14 protein-coding genes are annotated in these 17,175 nt (G+C 73.1%); 10 read left to right on the top strand and 4 right to left on the bottom strand.

The features are described from left to right. Positions 1-54: 54 nt before the first annotated feature. The 4 genes from pcaH to pcaDC are packed head-to-tail and all read left to right on the top strand — an operon-like array spanning position 55 to position 3,889. Positions 55-828, top strand: coding sequence for a protocatechuate 3,4-dioxygenase subunit beta (gene pcaH / locus ACZ52C_RS15610; RefSeq protein WP_469075218.1), 774 nt, complete (start codon positions 55-57; stop codon positions 826-828). Positions 829-834: 6 nt separating this feature from the next. Beyond that, the gene (gene pcaG, locus ACZ52C_RS15605; protein ID WP_469075217.1) at positions 835-1,440 is read left to right on the top strand and encodes a protocatechuate 3,4-dioxygenase subunit alpha; all 606 of its coding nucleotides are present in this window, start codon (positions 835-837) and stop codon (positions 1,438-1,440) included. Beyond that, complete coding sequence (pcaB, locus tag ACZ52C_RS15600; RefSeq protein WP_469075216.1) at positions 1,437-2,768, top strand: 3-carboxy-cis,cis-muconate cycloisomerase; 1,332 nt, start codon at positions 1,437-1,439, stop codon at positions 2,766-2,768. Before pcaG ends, pcaB begins: the two co-directional genes overlap by 4 nt. Beyond that, a complete protein-coding gene (gene pcaDC / locus ACZ52C_RS15595) occupies positions 2,765-3,889 on the top strand; it encodes a bifunctional 3-oxoadipate enol-lactonase/4-carboxymuconolactone decarboxylase PcaDC (protein WP_469075215.1) in 1,125 nt (374 codons plus the stop codon). The genes pcaB and pcaDC overlap by 4 nt, the downstream gene beginning before the upstream one ends. Before the next feature lie 106 nt (positions 3,890-3,995). Here the strand turns inward: pcaDC and ACZ52C_RS15590 are convergent, their stop codons facing one another. After that, entirely contained in the window at positions 3,996-6,668 is a 2,673-nt protein-coding gene (locus ACZ52C_RS15590; protein ID WP_469075214.1) for an ATP-binding protein, read from the bottom strand. A gap of 811 nt (positions 6,669-7,479) precedes the next feature. Between ACZ52C_RS15590 and ACZ52C_RS15585 the strand changes: the two genes are divergently transcribed. Next, the gene (locus tag ACZ52C_RS15585; RefSeq protein ID WP_469075213.1) at positions 7,480-8,529 is read left to right on the top strand and encodes a DUF2510 domain-containing protein; all 1,050 of its coding nucleotides are present in this window, start codon (positions 7,480-7,482) and stop codon (positions 8,527-8,529) included. Between the two features lie 163 nt (positions 8,530-8,692). Here ACZ52C_RS15585 and ACZ52C_RS15580 read toward each other — a convergent pair whose 3' ends face one another. Continuing rightward, on the bottom strand, positions 8,693-9,307 hold the full coding sequence (locus ACZ52C_RS15580) for a TetR/AcrR family transcriptional regulator (RefSeq protein WP_045556760.1): 615 nt from the start codon (positions 9,305-9,307) through the stop codon (positions 8,693-8,695). Positions 9,308-9,536: 229 nt separating this feature from the next. On the opposite strand from ACZ52C_RS15580, the gene ACZ52C_RS15575 reads away from it, so the two are divergent. Both ACZ52C_RS15575 and ACZ52C_RS15570 read left to right on the top strand, forming a co-directional pair. Next, positions 9,537-10,337 carry a phosphatase PAP2 family protein gene (locus ACZ52C_RS15575; protein WP_469075212.1) on the top strand — a complete coding sequence of 267 codons (801 nt, stop codon included), beginning with the start codon at positions 9,537-9,539 and terminating at the stop codon, positions 10,335-10,337. Beyond that, a complete protein-coding gene (locus tag ACZ52C_RS15570; RefSeq protein ID WP_469075211.1) occupies positions 10,334-11,323 on the top strand; it encodes a DMT family transporter in 990 nt (329 codons plus the stop codon). The genes ACZ52C_RS15575 and ACZ52C_RS15570 overlap by 4 nt, the downstream gene beginning before the upstream one ends. A gap of 139 nt (positions 11,324-11,462) precedes the next feature. Here the strand turns inward: ACZ52C_RS15570 and ACZ52C_RS15565 are convergent, their stop codons facing one another. After that, the gene (locus ACZ52C_RS15565; protein WP_469075210.1) at positions 11,463-13,514 is read right to left on the bottom strand and encodes a phosphocholine-specific phospholipase C; all 2,052 of its coding nucleotides are present in this window, start codon (positions 13,512-13,514) and stop codon (positions 11,463-11,465) included. A 582-nt stretch (positions 13,515-14,096) separates the two neighbouring features. On the opposite strand from ACZ52C_RS15565, the gene ACZ52C_RS15560 reads away from it, so the two are divergent. From ACZ52C_RS15560 to ACZ52C_RS15550, 3 genes are read left to right on the top strand one after another with little or no spacing between them, the layout of a single operon-like run. After that, the gene (locus ACZ52C_RS15560; RefSeq protein WP_469075209.1) at positions 14,097-15,161 is read left to right on the top strand and encodes an aromatic ring-hydroxylating dioxygenase subunit alpha; all 1,065 of its coding nucleotides are present in this window, start codon (positions 14,097-14,099) and stop codon (positions 15,159-15,161) included. Beyond that, a complete protein-coding gene (locus ACZ52C_RS15555; RefSeq protein WP_469075208.1) occupies positions 15,158-15,340 on the top strand; it encodes a hypothetical protein in 183 nt (60 codons plus the stop codon). Before ACZ52C_RS15560 ends, ACZ52C_RS15555 begins: the two co-directional genes overlap by 4 nt. After that, the gene (locus ACZ52C_RS15550) at positions 15,337-16,290 is read left to right on the top strand and encodes a PDR/VanB family oxidoreductase (RefSeq protein WP_469075207.1); all 954 of its coding nucleotides are present in this window, start codon (positions 15,337-15,339) and stop codon (positions 16,288-16,290) included. The genes ACZ52C_RS15555 and ACZ52C_RS15550 overlap by 4 nt, the downstream gene beginning before the upstream one ends. Here the strand turns inward: ACZ52C_RS15550 and ACZ52C_RS15545 are convergent. Next, a complete protein-coding gene (locus tag ACZ52C_RS15545) occupies positions 16,267-17,148 on the bottom strand; it encodes an IclR family transcriptional regulator domain-containing protein (protein WP_469075206.1) in 882 nt (293 codons plus the stop codon). The genes ACZ52C_RS15550 and ACZ52C_RS15545 overlap by 24 nt on opposite strands. Positions 17,149-17,175 lie beyond the last annotated feature (27 nt).

Raw genomic sequence — 17,175 nt, 5'->3', positions numbered from 1 at the left:
TGCTCCGACCCCGACTTCTGAACGTGAACGCCAGGAACCCCAGGGACACCACTCATGACCCTCACCCAGCACGACATCGACCAGGAGATCGCGGCCGAACACGCCGCCTACGAGAAGCGGGTCGCCGACGGCGCGCCCGTGGAGCACCACCCCCGCCGTGACTACGCCCCCTACCGCTCCTCGGTGCTGCGGCACCCCAAGCAGCCGCCGATCTCCATCGACATCACCCAGGACCCCGAGCTGGTGGAGCTGTCCTCCCCCGCCTTCGGGGAGCGGGACATCACCGAGATCGACAACGATCTGACCCGGCAGCACGACGGCGAGCCCATCGGTGAGCGGATCACCGTCTCCGGTCGGCTCCTCGACCGCGACGGACGCCCGCTGCGCGGCCAACTGGTCGAGATCTGGCAGTCCAACTCGGCCGGCCGCTACGCCCACCAGCGCGAACAGCACGACGCGCCGTTGGACCCGAACTTCACGGGCGTCGGCCGCACGCTGACCGACGACGCCGGCCACTACCACTTCACGACGATCCAGCCGGGCCCGTACCCGTGGCGCCAGCACGTCAACGCCTGGCGCCCGGCCCACATCCACTTCTCGCTCTTCGGCACGGCGTTCACCCAGCGGCTCGTGACCCAGATGTACTTCCCGAGCGACCCGCTCTTCCCGTACGACCCGATCATCCAGTCGGTGACGGACGACGCGGCCCGGCAGCGACTGGTCGCGACGTACGACCACAGCCTGTCCGTGCCGGAGTACTCGATGGGCTACGTCTGGGACATCGTGCTCGACGGCCCGCAGGCCACCTGGATCGAAGAAGGGCGCTGACCTGCCATGACGAAGATCGACACCAGCCGCCCGGAGACGGTGCTCCCGACCCCGTCGCACACGGTCGGCCCCTTCTACGGCCACGCCCTGCCCTTCCCCGGCGGCGGCGACATCGCTCCCCTCGGCCACCCCGACACCATCTCCCTGCACGGCCGCATCCTCGACGGCGAGGGCAACCCGCTGCCGGACGCCTTCCTGGAGCTGTGGGGCCCCGACCCGGACGGCAACGTCTCGCGGGTCGACGGTTCCATGCGCCGCGACTCCGCGAGCGGTGGCTTCCTGGGCCGCAACGGCGTGGAGTTCACCGGCTGGGGCCGCGTCCAGACCGACAGCAGCGGTCACTGGACCGCGCGTACGCTGCGGCCCGGCGCACGCGGGCGCAACGCGCCGTATCTCAGCGTCTGCGTCTTCGCGCGGGGCCTGCTCGTCCATCTGTACACCCGGATCTATCTACCGGGCGACGACGCCGCGCTGGCCGCCGACCCGCTGCTCTCGCGGGTGGACGAGGCGCGCCGAGGCACGCTGATCGCCGAGGACGGGGGCAACGGCACCTACCGTTTCGACATCCGCCTTCAGGGCGAAGGCGAAACGGTCTTCCTGGAGTTCCAGTGACTTCTGCCGACGCCGACACCGGTCTGCTCGCCCCCGGGTGGACCGGTTCCCCGGCCGCGGCCGCGACGAGCGACACCGCCTATCTGCGGGCGCTGCTCGACGCCGAGGCCGCGCTGACCCGTGCCCAGGCCGCGCTGGGGCTGGCCCCCGCCGCTGCCGGGCCCGCGGTGACCTCGGCGGCGGACGCCGCCGTCCTCGACGTACGCTCCCTCGCCGAACGCGCGCGCGCCGGCGGCAACCCGGTGATCCCGCTGGTCGCGGACCTCACCGCGGCGGTGGGCACGGAGTACGGTCCGTACGTCCACCGGGGCGCCACCAGCCAGGACATCCTGGACACGGCGACGATGCTGGTCGCCGCCCGCACGCTCGACCTGGTCCTGGCCGACCTCGGCCGTACGGAGGCCGCGCTGGCCGCGCTCGCCGCCGCGCACCGGGACACCGCGATGCCCGGCCGCACCCTCACCCAGCACGCCGTGCCGACGACCTTCGGGCTGAAGGCCGCCGGCTGGCGCTCGCTCCTCCTGGACGCCCGGGACCGGCTCGCCGTCGTCCGTGCGACGCTGCCCGCCCAGCTCGGCGGCGCGGCGGGCACGGCGGCGGCGTTCACCGTCTTCGGGGCCACCGACACCCAGGCCCTGAGCACCGCCTACGCCCATGAACTCGGCCTGCGCGCAGCGGAGTTGCCCTGGCACACCCTGCGCACCCCGATCGCGGACCTGGCCGGAGCACTGGCGTTCGCCGCCGGCGCCCTGGGGAAGATCGCGGTGGACGTGCTGACCCTGGCCCGCACCGAGATCGCGGAGGTGGCCGAGGGCAGCGGCGGCGGTTCGTCGGCGATGCCGCACAAGGCGAACCCGGTCCGGTCGACGCTCATCGCGGCGGCCGCCCGGCGGGCGCCCCAGCTGGCGGCGACGCTGTACGGGTCACTGGCGGCCGAGGACGAACGGCCGGCCGGTGCGTGGCACGCGGAGTGGGAGCCGCTGCGCGAGCTGCTCCGCCTGGTCGGGGGCGCCGCCCGGGACGCGGTCGAGCTGACGCGGGGGCTCCGGGTGAACACCGACGCGATGCGCCGGCACCTGGACCTCACCCACGGGCTGATCGTCTCGGAGCGGCTGGCCGCCGAGCTGGCCCCGGTGCTGGGCAGGGCCCGCGCCAAGGAGCTGCTGACCCGGACCGCCGAGCGCGTCTACGCCGAAGGGCGCCCGCTGGGCGAACTGCTCGCCGAGGAACCGGAGTTGAAGGACATCGACCTCGCGGACCTCACGGACCCCACCCGTTACACCGGCTCCGCCGGAGCCCTCACCGACCGTGCCCTGGAGCGACGTTGACCGACACACTGCTCAACCACCGCGCGGAGGGCCCGACGTCCGCTCCCCCGCTGCTGCTCGGCCCCTCCCTCGGCACGTCCACCCGGCTGTGGGACAAGGTGGCGCCCGAGCTGTCGATCACCCACCGGGTGGTCCGCTGGGACCTGCCGGGGCACGGCGGCTCCTCCGCCGGGCTGATCGCGCCGGGGGCGACGGTGGGCGACCTGGCCGCCCTGGTCCTGGACCTGGCGGACGCGCTGGGCGTCGAACGGTTCGCCTACGCCGGGGTCTCCCTCGGCGGCGCGGTCGGTCTGTGGCTGGCCGCGCACCACCCGGAGCGGATCTCCTCCCTCGCCGTGCTCTGTTCGTCGGCGCACTTCAACGGCGTCAAGCCGTGGGAGGAACGGGCGGAGCTGGTGCGCCGGGAGGGGCTGGCCGGGCTCGCCCGGAGCGCCGACTCGCGGTGGTTCACGCCCGGTTTCACCGTGCCGGAGCTGGTGGAGGACCACCGCCGGGCCGACCCGGAGGCGTACGCCGCCTGCTGCGACGCGCTCGCCGCGTTCGACCTCCGCGAGGAGCTGGACCGGATCACCGTGCCCACGCTCCTCGTCGCCGGCCGCGAGGACCCGGCGACGCCGCCCGCGCATCTGCGGGAGATCGCGGACGCGGTGGCCGGGGCGACACTCACCGAGATCGCGGGGGCCTCGCATCTCGCGCCCGCGGAACGGCCGGAGGCCGTGCTGGCGGCGCTGCGCGGGCACCTCGACGGGTACCCGGAGCGCGGGATGGAGGTGCGGCGCCAGGTGCTCGGCGATGCGCACGTGGACCGCGCCCAGTCCCGGCAGACCCCCTTCACGGCCGGGTTCCAGGACTTCATCTCCCGCTACGCCTGGGGCGAGATCTGGACCGATCCGACACTGTCCCGCCGCGAACGCAGCATGGTCACGCTGACCGCGCTGATCGCCCACGGCCACTACGACGAACTGGCCATGCACATCCGCGCCGCCCGCCGCAACGGCCTCACCCCGGACGACATCGGCGCCGTCCTCCTCCAGACGGCCGTCTACTGCGGGGTCCCGGCAGCGAACTCGGCGTTCGCGGTGGCGCAGAGGGTGTTGGCGGAGGAGGAGGGGCAGGGCTGAGAGGGCGCCGCGGGCCTGGACGCCGACCCATGGGATCCGGGCTGTTGGATCCGGGCCGTGGACCCCGGGCCGCGGACGCCCGGCCTGCTCCCGGTCGGCACACGCCCTATTCGAGCCGGCCGAGTTCCTCCCGAGCCCTCCTGGCCAGGCCGTCGGCGCCGCAGGACTCGGCCAGCGTCAGGCCCCGGTTGAGTTCGGAGACCGAGCGCTTGGCGATGCCGTGCTCGACACGGGCCGCGGCGTGCTCGTAGGCGGCGGGCGACGCCGCCAGATAGGTGACCGCCTGGGCGTAGAGCGAGACGGCCTTGCGGCCGGTGGCGAGGGACGCCTCGACGCGCAGGGCCTCGCCGATGGCGGTGTCCGTGCCGAAGCGTTCGGCACGGCGGCGGACGCTCGCGGCGAGTTCGGCCGCCCGGCGCGGGTCCTCGCCGGCCAGGGCCCGGGCGAGTGCGCCGCCCCAGGTGGCGGAGACGGTGTTGTGATGGCCCCGGGCCGCCGTCGCCTTCTCGGCGGCCTCCAGCTCGTTGATGCCTTCCTTGGTGCGCCCCACGGCGAGGAGCAGCCGTCCCCGTACGGACCGCGGTTCGGGCAGCACGATGGTGGACGGGTACGGCGGCGCGAAGTGGTACTGCTCGGCGACGGCCCAGGCCTCCTCGACGTGGCCGCGGACGAGCAGCGTGTCGACCAGGTTGCAGGTGGTGGTCCAGTACAGGGGCAGTCCGCGACCGACTCCCTCGGCCAGCACCAGCGACTGGCGCAGGGAGGCCTCCGCGTCCCTGAGGCGGCCCCGCATGCGATGTCCGAGCCCCACATAGGCGTGGGCCAGCGCGAGATGACCGCCGCTCCAGCCGGCGGACTCGTAGGTGCGCAGGGCTTCCGTGAAGAGGCTCTCGGCCCGGTCGAGGCGGTCCGCGTAGGCGTACGCGCTGGCCAGCATCAGGAGCAGTTCGATGCCCCACTCGGTGTCGGTCCAGCCGAGTCCGGGCGCGAGACGGCCGTTGACGAGGGCACGGTCGCAGAGTTCGACGACCTCCTCGGCGTTCTCGCCGCGGGTCATCGCGTCGAAGCCCCGGAGGATGAGCAACGCGCGTTCGGAGTTGTCCCGGCCGGTGCAGGTCGCCGCGAGGGCGGCGAGCTCCTGGGAGTGGGTCGGCGGGAGTTCCTCGCCGGCGTGGACGCCCTCCCACATGTAGCGCGCGGCCTGGAGACGCATCCGGGCGGGCCCGGGGTCCAGCCGCCCGATCTCCGCGTCGAGCGTACGGACGGCCTCGTGCAGCTGGTCGTTGTGGAGGAGCACCTGGGAGAGGCGGAAGACCGCGTCGACGCGCTCCGCGCTGTCGAGGCCCGGCTCGGCCAGTGCCGAGCGGAGGTACTCGACCGTGGTGGCGGGTGAGGTGAGCAGGGTGGCGCAGCCCAGTTCGTAGAGCACGCGGACCCGGACGTCCGGCTGCGGCGGCTCCTTCAGGGCCCGCTCCAGACAGCGGCGGGCGGCCTCGGGGGCGCCGACGGCCAGGTGTTCGGCCGCGGCCGCGCGCAACTGCTCGACCAGTTCGGCCTCGCCGTCGGGGTGCACCTCGATCAGGTGGCGGGAGGCCGCGGCGGCGCCGCGCCCGGATTCGGTGACGGCCGTCGCGGCGACGCCGTGGAAGGCGGTGCGGATGCCCGGCGGGATCGAGTCGTAGACGGCGGTCGCGATCAGGGGGTGGACGAACTCCAGGTCTCCGGCGTCCGCCTGGCGGTTGGCCCGGTCGGGCTCGGTGAGGATACGCGCCGAGGTCAGCAACTCGGCGCACTGCACGGCCGCGGCTCGGGGCAGGCTGGCGAGGCGAGCCACGATGTCGACGGTGATCCCGGTGTGCAGGATGGCCGCCGCCCACGCGAAACGCGTGGCCTCGACGCCGAGTTCCTCCAGGCGGGCGACGAGGCCGGTGCCGCGCGCCGAGCGGTTCAGGGCGCGCAGTTCGCCGGCCGAGTCCTCCACCGGTTCCAGTCCGCAGTCCTTCACCTTGGCGAGGAGTTCGACGGTGTTGTACGCGTTGCCACCGGTGACCGCCCAGACCTCGCGGCAGAACGGGTCGTCGGCATGCCGGCCGACCGTGGCACGGGTGAGCCCCGCGGTGGCCTTGGGGGTGAGGGCGTTCAGCGTGGAGACGGGGCGTGCCTTGGCGGCGATCCGGCTGAGATGGCGGGCGCGTTCGCCGGTGGCCTCGCCTGGGCGGCGGGCCACCACGACCAGGACGCACATCTCGGTCAGCCGGTCGGCCAGGGCGGACAGCCAGTGCAGCGTCTCCTGGTCGGCCCAGTGGAGGTCGTCGATCAGCAGCACGAGCGGCCAGGCGCGGCGCACCAGGCGGTTCACGGCGGCGACGAGCCCCTCGCACACGCCCTGCGGGTCCGCCTGGCCCTCACCGGGTTCGGCGAGCCCGAGGGCGGGTCCGGCGATGTCGTACCAGTCGCCCAGGTACTCGCGGGTCTCCTCCTCCATCAGCCCCATGAGTCCGGGCTGCAGCAACTGTCGTACGACGTTGAAGGGGACGGAGGTGACGGTCTCCCCGCCACGGGCGTACCAGACCCGGCAGCCCCGCTGCTCGGCGATCCGGCGGGCCTCGGTGAGGAGGGCGGTCTTGCCGACGCCCGCCTCGCCGGTGAAGACCAGCACGCTCCCGGGGGACGCCTTGTCGACGCACAGTTCGTCGATCGCCTCCGTGATGGCGGTGATCTCCGTGTCGCGCTCCCACAGGGAAGCCGAGGCTGCCGCGTCGGGCCGTGCCTCCGTCATTCCGCTACCTCCCCAGGCCGCCCGAACGATGCACAGGTCATTGAGCGTAGCCCCCTGAATGCCGAAGTGGAGGCGGGTCCGGGCACCTGTTGCCGGGTCGGGTGACACCGGGCGGCGGGCGGGCGACGCATCCGCGTGGCCACCTGCCCCGTTGGACATGACGATCAGTCAACTTCCCGTGGTCACCGGCCGGTTTCCCGGTTCTCCGGTGACGGCGGTTCCCCACCTCGAAGGAGACGGCATGCCCGCATCCGACCCCGGCCGGAGCCCCCGCCCCGTTCGCACCGGGCCGCCCCGTCGGGCCCTGTTCGCGGGGGCCGTGGGGAACTTCATCGAGTGGTACGGGTTCGGGGCGCACGGGTACTTCGCGACGGTCACCGCCGCGCGCTTCTTCACGCCGGGGGGCGGTGAAGCCGAGGGACTCGTGCAGACGTACGCCTCGTTCGCGCCGGCGTTCTTCTTCCGGCCGGTGGGCCGCCGGCCGGTCATGCTGACGGGCGCCCGCCACACCGGCGTGCTGGGATCGGTGGCTCCGGGCCGCCGGGGCCTCCCCTGCCCGGAGCGGAACACCGCGCACGGGCCGGGCGCGTGCGGGGAACGCTCGGCGCCGTCCGACGCCGCTCGGCCCCCGGTGCGGCTCGTCCTCGGGCGAGCGTCCGGACGAGGGCCTGGAACAGCTGACGGAGAACGCCCGTCCGACGGCCTCGGCCGACGGAGAGGCGGCGGGGAAGACCGACGGGCAGCAGAGCCGCTGGGCACGAATGTCCGCCCCTCTCATCCGGTTTTCACTCCGGCCTCATACGGTTGCCCCATGACGCAGGTGACTCCTCCCGGCTGGTATCCCGATCCCGGGCAGACAAGTGACGCGCCCGCCACCGAGCGCTGGTGGGACGGCAAGGCGTGGACGGACCAGGTCCGCCCCGCCGGCTCGGCCCCGGGGTTCGGTCCGCCGACCTACCCGCCGGGCGCCGCGGCCTACCCGCAAGGGCCCGGTGGCCACCCCGGATACCCCGGCCACCCCGGATACCCGGGCCCCGCCCCCGCCCCCAGGCGCGGCCTGCGCACCGGGATAGCCGTCGCCGTGGCCGCCGCGGTGCTGGCCAGCATCGGGGTGGGCGTGTACGCACTGACCAGCAACGACGGTGGCGGCGAGGGCAGTACGACGTCCCAGGGATCCGGCGGGCAGAACGGCGGGCGCGGTGACGACGGCGGACCGGGCGGGCCGGGCGGCGGCTCCGACGGGCAGGGCGGCCCCGGCGGCTCGGGCGGTTCCGGCGGACGGACGCCCGGACCGGACGGGTCGGAGCAGCCGCCGCAGGAGGACGGGTACGCCACCGACACCACCAGCGGCATCAGCATCCCCGTGCCCGAGGGCTGGCTCACCTCTCCACTGCAGGTCGGCGCGCAGGTCACGACCGAGGCGTCGTACAAGTGCCCGGCGGATCCCTCGAAGACGTGCACGCGCGGTGGCGCCTACTCGACCCCCGCCGAGCTGCTGAAGCTGAAGGCCACGACGGCCGAGGCCGCCGCCAAGGAGGACATCGCCCAGGCGGCCGAGGACGCCTACGGCAGCGAGGGCTACGGGAAGATCACCTCGCACGAGGAGCTGGCCTCCAAGGCGGTGACCGTGGCCGGCGAGAAGGGCTACTACGTCCGCTGGAAGGTGGTCACGGGCAAGGGCGACGACGGCTATGTCGAGTCGCTCGCCTTCCCCTCCCCCGCCGACTCCTCGCGGCTCGTCGTGGTCCGCTTCGGCATCGACGTGAGCGACAAGGCGCCCGAGCAGTCGGTCATCGACGAGATCACCAAGGGCATCAAGAAGGCGTCGATCAGCGGAGGCGGCAGCGGTCAGGACGTGTGAGGGGGCGTGCGCCGTAAGGCCGTGAGGACGGAAAGTCGGCCGGGTGGGATTCCTCTCCGCTCCAGAGGAACCCCACCCGGCCGGGGTTACGCGCCGCCCCCGTCCCCACGGTGCGGCGCGATCAGGTCGTCGTCCGGTCGACTCACGAACGGCGGCCTGAGCCTTATGAGAGACCGAGCGTGGGCAGCACGGCCGCTTCCATGAACTTGGTGATGTACGTCTCGTCCGCGTCCCGGCCCTCCAGGACCGGCCGGGCCCGCAGGACGCCGAAGATCTGCGCCGGGACGAACTCCAGCGCCGGGTGGTCCGCGGGAACCTCGCCCCGCGCCACTCCGCGGGCGATCATCGCCCGCAGCGCGTCGATCTCCGGCTCCACCAGCGCGTCGCGCAGGGCCGCCCGCAGCTCCTCGTCCTGCGCGACGGCATGGCCGAGGCCCTGGAAGAGGCGCCCCTCCAGAACGTAGCCCTCCCCGGCATGCCGGGCCACCTCGCGCAGGTCACCGGCGAGGGTGCCGGTGTCGATCCCCGCGCAGCGGACACTGCGGCGCGCGCGCAGCGCGGCCGCCACGAACTGCGGTTTCGTCCGCCACTGCCGGTAGAGCGTCGACTTGCTGCACCGCGTGCTCGCGGCGACGCCCTCCATGGTCACCGAGTCGTAGCCGCACTCACGGATCTGTTCGAGCACGGCGTCGAAGAACTCCAGCTCGCGCTCGGGCGTGAGCTTGGAGCGGCGCGAGGCGACGGCCGTTTCCGGCCCCTCCGCTGCCTGCGACGTCATGACTCCTGTCTCCTCCGGTCGTCCCCGTGCCGAAAGGCCTGCCGAAATGCCACTGTACCGGAACGGCTCCGTATCGGTACAGTGCCGTATCGATACCCCGCCGTTTCGGTACTCGACCGTATCGGTACACTCTCGTATCGGTACCAGAACGTATCGGTACTACGGCGTGTCGATCGACGTGCCGCCCAGGGAACCAGCGCCACCAGCGCCGTCAGTGAAAGGGCCGGGGATGGAATGCCGCACCGCGCCTGCGCGAGAGCCGGCCGCCGCGATACCGCGACCGCCCCTCGTCCGTGAGCTCCTGCTCGTCGCAGGGCTCTTCCTCGTCTACAAGTTCGGCCGGCTCCTGGCCAACGGCCATACCGCCGAGGCCTTCCGCAACGCCCACGACGTCTGGGGCTGGGAGCGCGCCCTGGGCCTGCCGGACGAGGGCTCCGCGCAGTCCGTGCTGCTGCACGGCGACACGCTGGTCCACATCGCGAACGTCTACTACGCGACCGTCCACTTCCCCGCCACCGCGGCCTTCCTGGTCTGGCTGTACCTGCGGCGGCCCGGGCACTACACACGGGCGCGGCGGGCCCTCGCCGCGCTGACCGCGGCGGCGCTGCTGCTGCACCTCGCGTTCCCGCTGGCCCCGCCGCGGATGCTGGACGGCGCGCACCTCCTCGACACCGGGCAGGTGTACGGGCCGACGGTGTACTCGGCGACGCCGGCGACCGACTCGCTGGCCAACCAGTTCGCGGCGATGCCCTCGCTGCACTTCGGCTGGGCCCTGATGGTCGCGGTCGGCCTGATCGGCGCGACCCGCTCCCGGCTGCGGTGGCTGTGGCTGCTGCACCCCCTGGTGACCCTGGTGGTGATCGTCGGCACCGCGAACCACTACTGGCTGGACGCGATCGTGGCCGGTGCCCTGCTGGCCGCCGTCCTCGCCGTGATCCAGCTCCCGCACCGGACGGCCACCACCGCCGGGCAGCGCTCCGGGGCCTTCGTGCCCGCCGAGGAACCGGTCCTGGTGGGAGCGGGACGATGAACGCCACCCTCGTCGCCGTCGCCCTGTCGCTGGTCTCCGCCGTCGCCTACGCGGCCGCCGCCGTGGCCCAGGAGCGGCTCGCCTCGCGCAGCGCCGACCCGGGCGTACGGCGGATGCTCGCCAGCGGTGCCTGGTGGAGTTCGGTCGCGCTCAACGCGGGCGCCGCGCTGCTGCACGTCGTGGCCCTCAAGTACGGCCCCCTGACGGTCGTTCAGCCGCTGGGCGCGCTCACCCTGGTGGCCGCGGTGCCGCTGGGGGCGCGGATGGCGGGGCGCCGGGTGACCTCGACGGAGTGGCGGGGCACCGCGCTCACGCTGGCCGGTCTCGCCGCGATCCTGATCGTCGCGTCCGGGTCGACGCCGGACGAGGTGCTGAGCCTTCCGGAGGCCGTCGCCGTGGCCGGGGCGACCGTCGCCCTGGTCGGGCTGCTGTCGCGGCCCGGTGCCAGGCCCGGGCTGCGCCACGCCGGTGCCTCCGGCATGACCTCGGGGGTCGCCTCCGCGCTCACCCAGACCGTCACGGTCGCGGCGACGGACCGCTCGGGGTCCCTCCTCGACATGGAGGTCGTCGTGGTGGCGCTGCTGGTCGCCGCGTTCGCGGTGGGCGGGCTGATGCTCTCCCAGACGGCGTACCAAGGGGGCCTGGGCGCCCCCCTCGCGGTCGTGACCCTCGCCAACCCGCTGGCCGCCGCCGTGATCGGCCTCGCCCTGCTCGGCGAGGGACTGCGGGGTGGGGCGGCGGGGGCGCTGCTCGCGGTGGCGGGGGCCGTGGTCGCCGCGCGAGGCGTGGTGCTGCTGACCCGGGCGACCCCGGAGGTCGCCATCCGGCCGATGGACCCCGCCCGACCGGACGGTCCCGCGCCGGCGGCCGAGGACCACCCTGTGGCGGCGGTCCTCGCCCTGGAGCCCCAGCACGCCCCGACGGAACCGTCGTTGCTGCCCCGCCGGCCCGGCTCCCCGGCACCCGGGCACCTCACCGCGCTCTGAGGCAGACGGGGGGCGGGAGGCGCTCGCCGACGCTCACAGGGTGCCGCCCGCGCCCCCTCAGGGGCGCGGGGAACCCGCGCGGTAGCCACATCCAGCCGGTGGCCGCCCGATCGCAGGTCCCCCGAGCCCTGAGCGCGCCCTACCTCGCCCCCAGCGCCGGATCACTCACCCCGGGCCGCCCGTTCTCCACGTGTCCGGCGAACCTCCGGAGGAAACCCCCCTCGGCGGTCACCGTCAGGTCGTACCAGCGGCGGGTGGACCGAAGGTCCACGACCTGCCGGACCTTCGCCCCGGCCCGCACCCGGACCGTACGGGCCCGGCCCCCGTACGCGCTCACGACCTTCAGCGTCACCGTCCCGGACCCCCGGTGGGTGAAGGTCAGCTCCACGTCGTCCCCGAGGTGGCGTGCGGTGACCTCGGGCCCACCCCCGGCCGTCCGCCCCGGTCCCGCGAAGACCCGCAGGAAGCCGTTCGGCCCGTGCACCGTCAGGTCGTGGGAGCCGCCGGAGGCCGCGGCGTCCCACGTGTCCGACACGGTCCGGCCCGCGCCGGTGGTGTACGTCCACGGCCCGTCCGTACGGTTCCCCGAGGTCACGAGGAACGCCGCGCCGGCCTTGGCGCCGGAGGCGAACGTGAGGGTGAGGGTGCCGGCCTTCGGGTCGGCCGAACCGTCCACCCGGGGCGCGTACTTCAGCGGCCGGGCGGGTCGCAGCCCCCGTTCCTGCCGCGGCATGCTCGGGTCCGCCGGCACGGTCGGCCGGTAGTCGGGGTGCCGCAGCCGGTCCGGTGGCTCGTACGCGTCGGTGTCCGGCAGCGCGACGGGCCGGCTGTCCTTGCGGGAGAAGTCGAACGCCGCGGTCAGGTCGCCGCAGACGGCCCGCCGCCACGGCGAGATGTTGGGCTCGCGCACCCCGAACCGCCGCTCCATGAACCGCAGGATCGAGGTGTGGTCGAGGGTCTCCGAGCAGACGTAACCACCCTTGCTCCAGGGGGAGACGACGAGCATCGGCACACGGGGGCCGAGGCCGTACGGACCGGCGACATGGGTCGCGCTGCCCGCGAAGAGGTCCGGGCCGGCGTCGACCGTCGACCTGCCGTGGGCCGCGTCGCGCGGCGGCAGCGGGGGCACGAGGTGGTCGAAGAAGCCGTCGTTCTCGTCGTACGTGATGAACAGGGCCGTCTTCGCCCAGACCGCCGGGTTGGAGGTCAGCGCGTCGAGGACCTGGGAGATGTACCAGGCGCCGTAGTTCGAGGGCCAGTTGGAGTGCTCGGAGAACGCCTCGGGCGCGGCGATCCAGGAGATCTGCGGCAGCCTGCCCGCCTGGACGTCGGCCTTCAGCCGGTCGAAGTAGCCGTCGCCGGCCTTCGCGTTCGTACCGGTGCGGGCCTTGTCGTACCAGGGGTCGCCGGGCTCGGCGTTCCGGTACTTGTTGAAGTAGAGCAGCGAGTTGTCGCCGTAGTTGCCCCGGTAGGCGTCGGCTATCCAGCCCCAGGATCCCGCCGCGTCCAGTCCGTCGCCGATGTCCTGGTAGATCTTCCAGGAGATCCCGGCCGCTTCGAGGCGTTCGGGGTAGGTGGTCCAGTCGTAGCCGACCTCGTCGTTGCCGAGGACGGGGCCGCCGCCCTTGCCGTCGTTGCCCGTGTACCCCGTCCACATGTAGTAGCGGTTGGGGTCCGTCGAGCCGATGAACGAGCAGTGGTAGGCGTCGCAGACGGTGAACCTGTCGGCAAGGGCGTAGTGGAACGGGATGTCGTCACGCGTCAGGTACGCCATCGTCGTGGTGCCCTTGGCCGGCACCCACCTGTCGTACTTGCCGCCGTTGTAGGCGGCGTGCCCGTCCGGCCAGCCGTGCGGCAGGCCCTCCAGGAACTGCATGCCGAGATCGTCGGCCTCGGGGTGGAACGGCAGCACGTCCTTCGTGCCGTCCCACTGGTGCCACACGCTCTTCCCGTTGTCCAGCGTCACCGGATGCGGGTCGCCGAAGCCGCGTACGCCTCTCAGCGAGCCGAAGTAGTGGTCGAAGGACCGGTTCTCCTGCATGAGGACGACGATGTGCTCGACGTCCTCGATCGTGCCGGAACGATGGTGCGCGGGCAGCGCCGCGGCCCGCTCGATGCTGGCCGACAGTGCGCTGAACGCCGTTGTGGCGCCCGCGACCTGGAGGAATCGCCGCCGGTTGACTTCAGGCATGGGTGGATGACCTCTTGTCCTGACGTGGTGCGTCGGATGTGACCTGCGCGCAAGGAATGGTCCAAGAGGAACGAACGGCGGGGAAGGGGCCGTGGCGCGGATGTGACGCGCCGGGGACCGCCGCGCGAACAGCGCCGGGCGGGCGCGCCACGGCCGGGCAAAGCGGTCCCGCCGTCCGGCGGACGCGGTATCGCCCGGTGCCGTGCGGCGGATACGGATCGGCGGCGATACGAGGTCTAAGGCTTGAGCACCGCCAGTACGTCGTCGAGCGAAACGTCGGTGGTCAGCCATGTCGGAACCCTCGAACGTCTGCCAGACACAGGACGCCGTCCCGTCCTCCAGGAGAAACCGATCGGTTTCCGCCCGCAAGTCCAAGCCGAACGTCCGCCGCGCCTGACGTGCGCCGGCAGAATCACCGGTCGGTTCCCTCGCCCACCGGCTCCAGCGCCGCTGACCAGCCCTTTCGCAGAGACGCTTCCGTCTGACGGAAGCCGCCTTGCGCGGTGACCGCGGCCGTCAGGACGCTGAGTCCAACCACGGCACGCGGGGCGAGGACGCCCCGCCGACAGGGACGGGAACCCCATGCCTCACATGACCGCCTTCGCCAGGAACCAGTGGTACGTCGCCGCCTACGCCGAAGAGGTCGGCCGTGAGCTGCTGGGTCGGACGATCCTCGGCGAGCCGCTCGTCTTCTACCGGACGGAGGAGGAGGGGACGCCCGTCGCGCTGCACGACCGGTGCGTGCACCGCCGGTACCCGCTCTCCAAGAGCGGGCTGGACGGGGACCGCATCGTGTGCGGGTACCACGGCTTCACCTACGACACGACAGGCGCGTGCGTGTACGTGCCGGGGCAGAAGCGCATCCCGCGGACGGCCCGTGTCGCCTCCTACCCGGTGGTCGAGCAGGACTCGCTGATCTGGGTGTGGATAGGCGACCCGGCGCTCGCCGACCCGCAGACCATCCCGCGCGCCAAGCACCTGGCCGCCCCCGGCTGGCTCACCGTGCGCGGCATGGAGCCGATCGACGCCGACTACGGGCTCCTCGTCGACAACCTGCTCGACCTGTCCCACGAGACGTATCTGCACGGCGGCTACATCGGCACCCCCGAGGTCGCCGAGACGCCGATCAACACCGAGGTCGACGAGGGCGCCGGTGTCGTGCGGGTGAGCCGGCACATGGACGACGCCGAGTGCCCGCCGTTCTACGCGAAGTCGACCGGCATCGAGGGGCGCATCACCCGCTGGCAGGACATCGAGTACTTCGCGCCGTGCCTGTACCTGCTGCACAGCCGGATCGCGCCGGTGGGAGTGGCCCCGGAGGCGGACGGCAGCGACCCGAACGGCTTCCACACCGAGATCACCTACGCGATCACCCCGTCCACGGACGGCAAGGTGTACGACTTCTGGATGGTCTCCCGGGACTGGGCCACCGACAACGACGAGGTCACCCAGTTCCTCAAGGGCAACAACCACACGGTCGTCATGCAGGACGTCGTCGCGCTGAACCTGCTCCAGGAGACGCTGGGCTCCGAGCGCACCGGCTACCAGGAGCTGAGCATCAACATCGACACCGGCGGTCTGGCCGCCCGCCGCATCCTCGCCCGCCTGGTCGAGCAGGGCGAGAAGCCGGTGGAGCCGGTCCTGTGAGCACGCCGCCCACCCTCCGGACGGGGGAGATCTACCGCATCGCCTGGCTGCCGGGCACGGACATCCTGCACGGCACCTGTCACTGCGGACGCGAGCACACCTCGCAGGACCCCATCGAGATGTGGGAGTGGATGCTCGCCCACCCCCAGGGACACGAGCCGCAAGGGAACAGCTCATGACCTCGTCCTCCACGTCGCCCGTCTACGAGGCCGAACTCGTCGTCGACAGCCGGGAGTTCGCCGCCGAAGGCGTCCTCGCCCTCACCCTGCGCCATCCGCTGGGCGAGGAGCTGCCGGCCTGGGAGCCGGGCGCGCACATCGATGTGCTGCTCGGGCCCGAGCTGGAGCGGCAGTACTCGCTGTGCGGCGACCCGGCGGACCGGCACACCTGGCGGATCGGGGTATTGCGGGAACCCGACGGGCGCGGCGGATCGGCGTACGTGCACACGGAGTTGGCGCGGGGCGACAAGGTCCGGGTGCGCGGGCCGCGGAACAACTTCACGCTGGAGCCGATGCCCCGCTACCGGTTCGTGGCCGGCGGCATCGGCATCACCCCCCTCCTGCCGATGCTGGCCGCCGCCGAGGCGGCTGGCGCCGAGTGGTCGCTGCTGTACGGCGGGCGCAGCCGCGAATCCATGGCGTTCCAGGAGGAGTTGGGCGCGTACGGAGACCGGGTGACGGTCGCCCCGCAGGACGAGACCGGGCTGCTCGACCTCGGGTCCGTGCTGGACGGACTGCCCGAGGACACCCTCGTCTACTGCTGCGGTCCCGGCGCGCTGCTCGACGCGGTCGAGCAGCGGTGCCCGGGCCGGGCGCTCCGGGTCGAGCGCTTCCGGCCCAAGGAGCAGGAGACCGGCCCGGACGCCGAGTTCGAGGTCGTGCTGGAGCGGACGGGCAAGACCGTCACGGTTCCGGTGGGCGTCTCCGTGCTCGACACCGTGCGCGCCGCCGGCGTCGAGGTGCTGTACTCCTGCGCCGAGGGCACGTGCGGGACCTGTGAGACGGACGTGCTGGAGGGCACCCCGGACCACCGCGACTCGGTCCTCAGCGAGGAGGAACGCGCGGCCGGGGAGACCATGCTCATCTGTGTGTCCCGCTGCCAGGGGTCACGGCTGGTGCTCGACCTGTAGGGGCGGCGTCGGAGCCGGGCGGGCCGGGGCGACGCCGGAGGTGACGGCTCGTGCCCGGCTCGCGGCCGTCCCGGTCGCGCACAGGTCGGCCTCGATCCGGGCGACCGTGGCGAGCAGTTGGGGCAGCAGATCGCGGCGGACCGCCTCCACGGAGGTGCGGCCGGCGTGGACGGGGATGTTCACGGCGGCCACCACCTCGCCGTCCCGGTCCCGGACCGGAGCGGCGACCGATCGGAGCCCCTCCTCCAGTTCCTGGTCGACCAGGGCGTACCCCTGCCGTCGTACGCGCCGCAGTTCGGCCCTGAGCTGGTCGGCGGAGGTGAGGGTGCGCCGGGTCAGGGGGGTGAGGTCGGCGCGGGCCAGCCGGGCGTCGATCTCCTCGTCCGGCAGATGCGCGAGGATCACCCGGCCGACCGAGGTGACATGGGCGGGGAAGCGGGTGCCGACGGTGATCGTCGCCGTCATGATGCGGCTCGTGGGCACCCTCGCCGCGTACACGATCTCGTCGCCGTCGAGGACGCACAGCGAGGACGACTCCCCGACCTGCGCGACGAGCCGCTCCAGATGGGGTTCGGCGAGGTCGGGCAGGGCGAAGCTCGACAGGTAGGCGTAGCCGAGTTCGAGCACGCGCGGGGTCAGCCGGAACAGCCGGCCGTCGGTGCGGACGTACCCGAGGTCGGCGAGCGTGAGCAGGAAACGGCGGGCGGCGGCCCGGGTCAGCCCACAGCTTCGGGCGACGTCGCTGAGCGTGCGGGCGGGGTGTTCCGCGTCGAAGGCCCGGATGACGGCGAGTCCTCGCTCGAAGGACCGGACGAAGTGCGGTTCGCGGGTTGCGCCGGACCGGTCTCGCTCGGGCATCGTCGCCTCCAGAAAGCCGCTCGAAAG

This window comes from Streptomyces sp. NPDC034049, assembly GCF_055575575.1.
Note: the sequence above shows the minus strand (reverse complement) of the source record. Positions and strands in the feature narration are given on the sequence as shown.

Excerpts from the sequence above, each read along its gene's own strand:
- ACZ52C_RS15560 (WP_469075209.1), top strand. The coding sequence starts at position 14,097 with ATGCCTCACATGACCGCCTTCGCCAGGAACCAGTGGTACGTCGCCGCC.
- ACZ52C_RS15585 (WP_469075213.1), top strand. The coding sequence starts at position 7,480 with ATGACGCAGGTGACTCCTCCCGGCTGGTATCCCGATCCCGGGCAGACA.
- pcaG (WP_469075217.1), top strand. The coding sequence starts at position 835 with ATGACGAAGATCGACACCAGCCGCCCGGAGACGGTGCTCCCGACCCCG.
- ACZ52C_RS15575 (WP_469075212.1), top strand. The coding sequence starts at position 9,537 with ATGGAATGCCGCACCGCGCCTGCGCGAGAGCCGGCCGCCGCGATACCG.
- pcaH (WP_469075218.1), top strand. The coding sequence starts at position 55 with ATGACCCTCACCCAGCACGACATCGACCAGGAGATCGCGGCCGAACAC.
- ACZ52C_RS15590 (WP_469075214.1), bottom strand. The coding sequence starts at position 6,668 with ATGACGGAGGCACGGCCCGACGCGGCAGCCTCGGCTTCCCTGTGGGAG.
- ACZ52C_RS15550 (WP_469075207.1), top strand. The coding sequence starts at position 15,337 with ATGACCTCGTCCTCCACGTCGCCCGTCTACGAGGCCGAACTCGTCGTC.
- ACZ52C_RS15580 (WP_045556760.1), bottom strand. The coding sequence starts at position 9,307 with ATGACGTCGCAGGCAGCGGAGGGGCCGGAAACGGCCGTCGCCTCGCGC.
- ACZ52C_RS15570 (WP_469075211.1), top strand. The coding sequence starts at position 10,334 with ATGAACGCCACCCTCGTCGCCGTCGCCCTGTCGCTGGTCTCCGCCGTC.
- ACZ52C_RS15545 (WP_469075206.1), bottom strand. The coding sequence starts at position 17,148 with ATGCCCGAGCGAGACCGGTCCGGCGCAACCCGCGAACCGCACTTCGTC.
- ACZ52C_RS15565 (WP_469075210.1), bottom strand. The coding sequence starts at position 13,514 with ATGCCTGAAGTCAACCGGCGGCGATTCCTCCAGGTCGCGGGCGCCACA.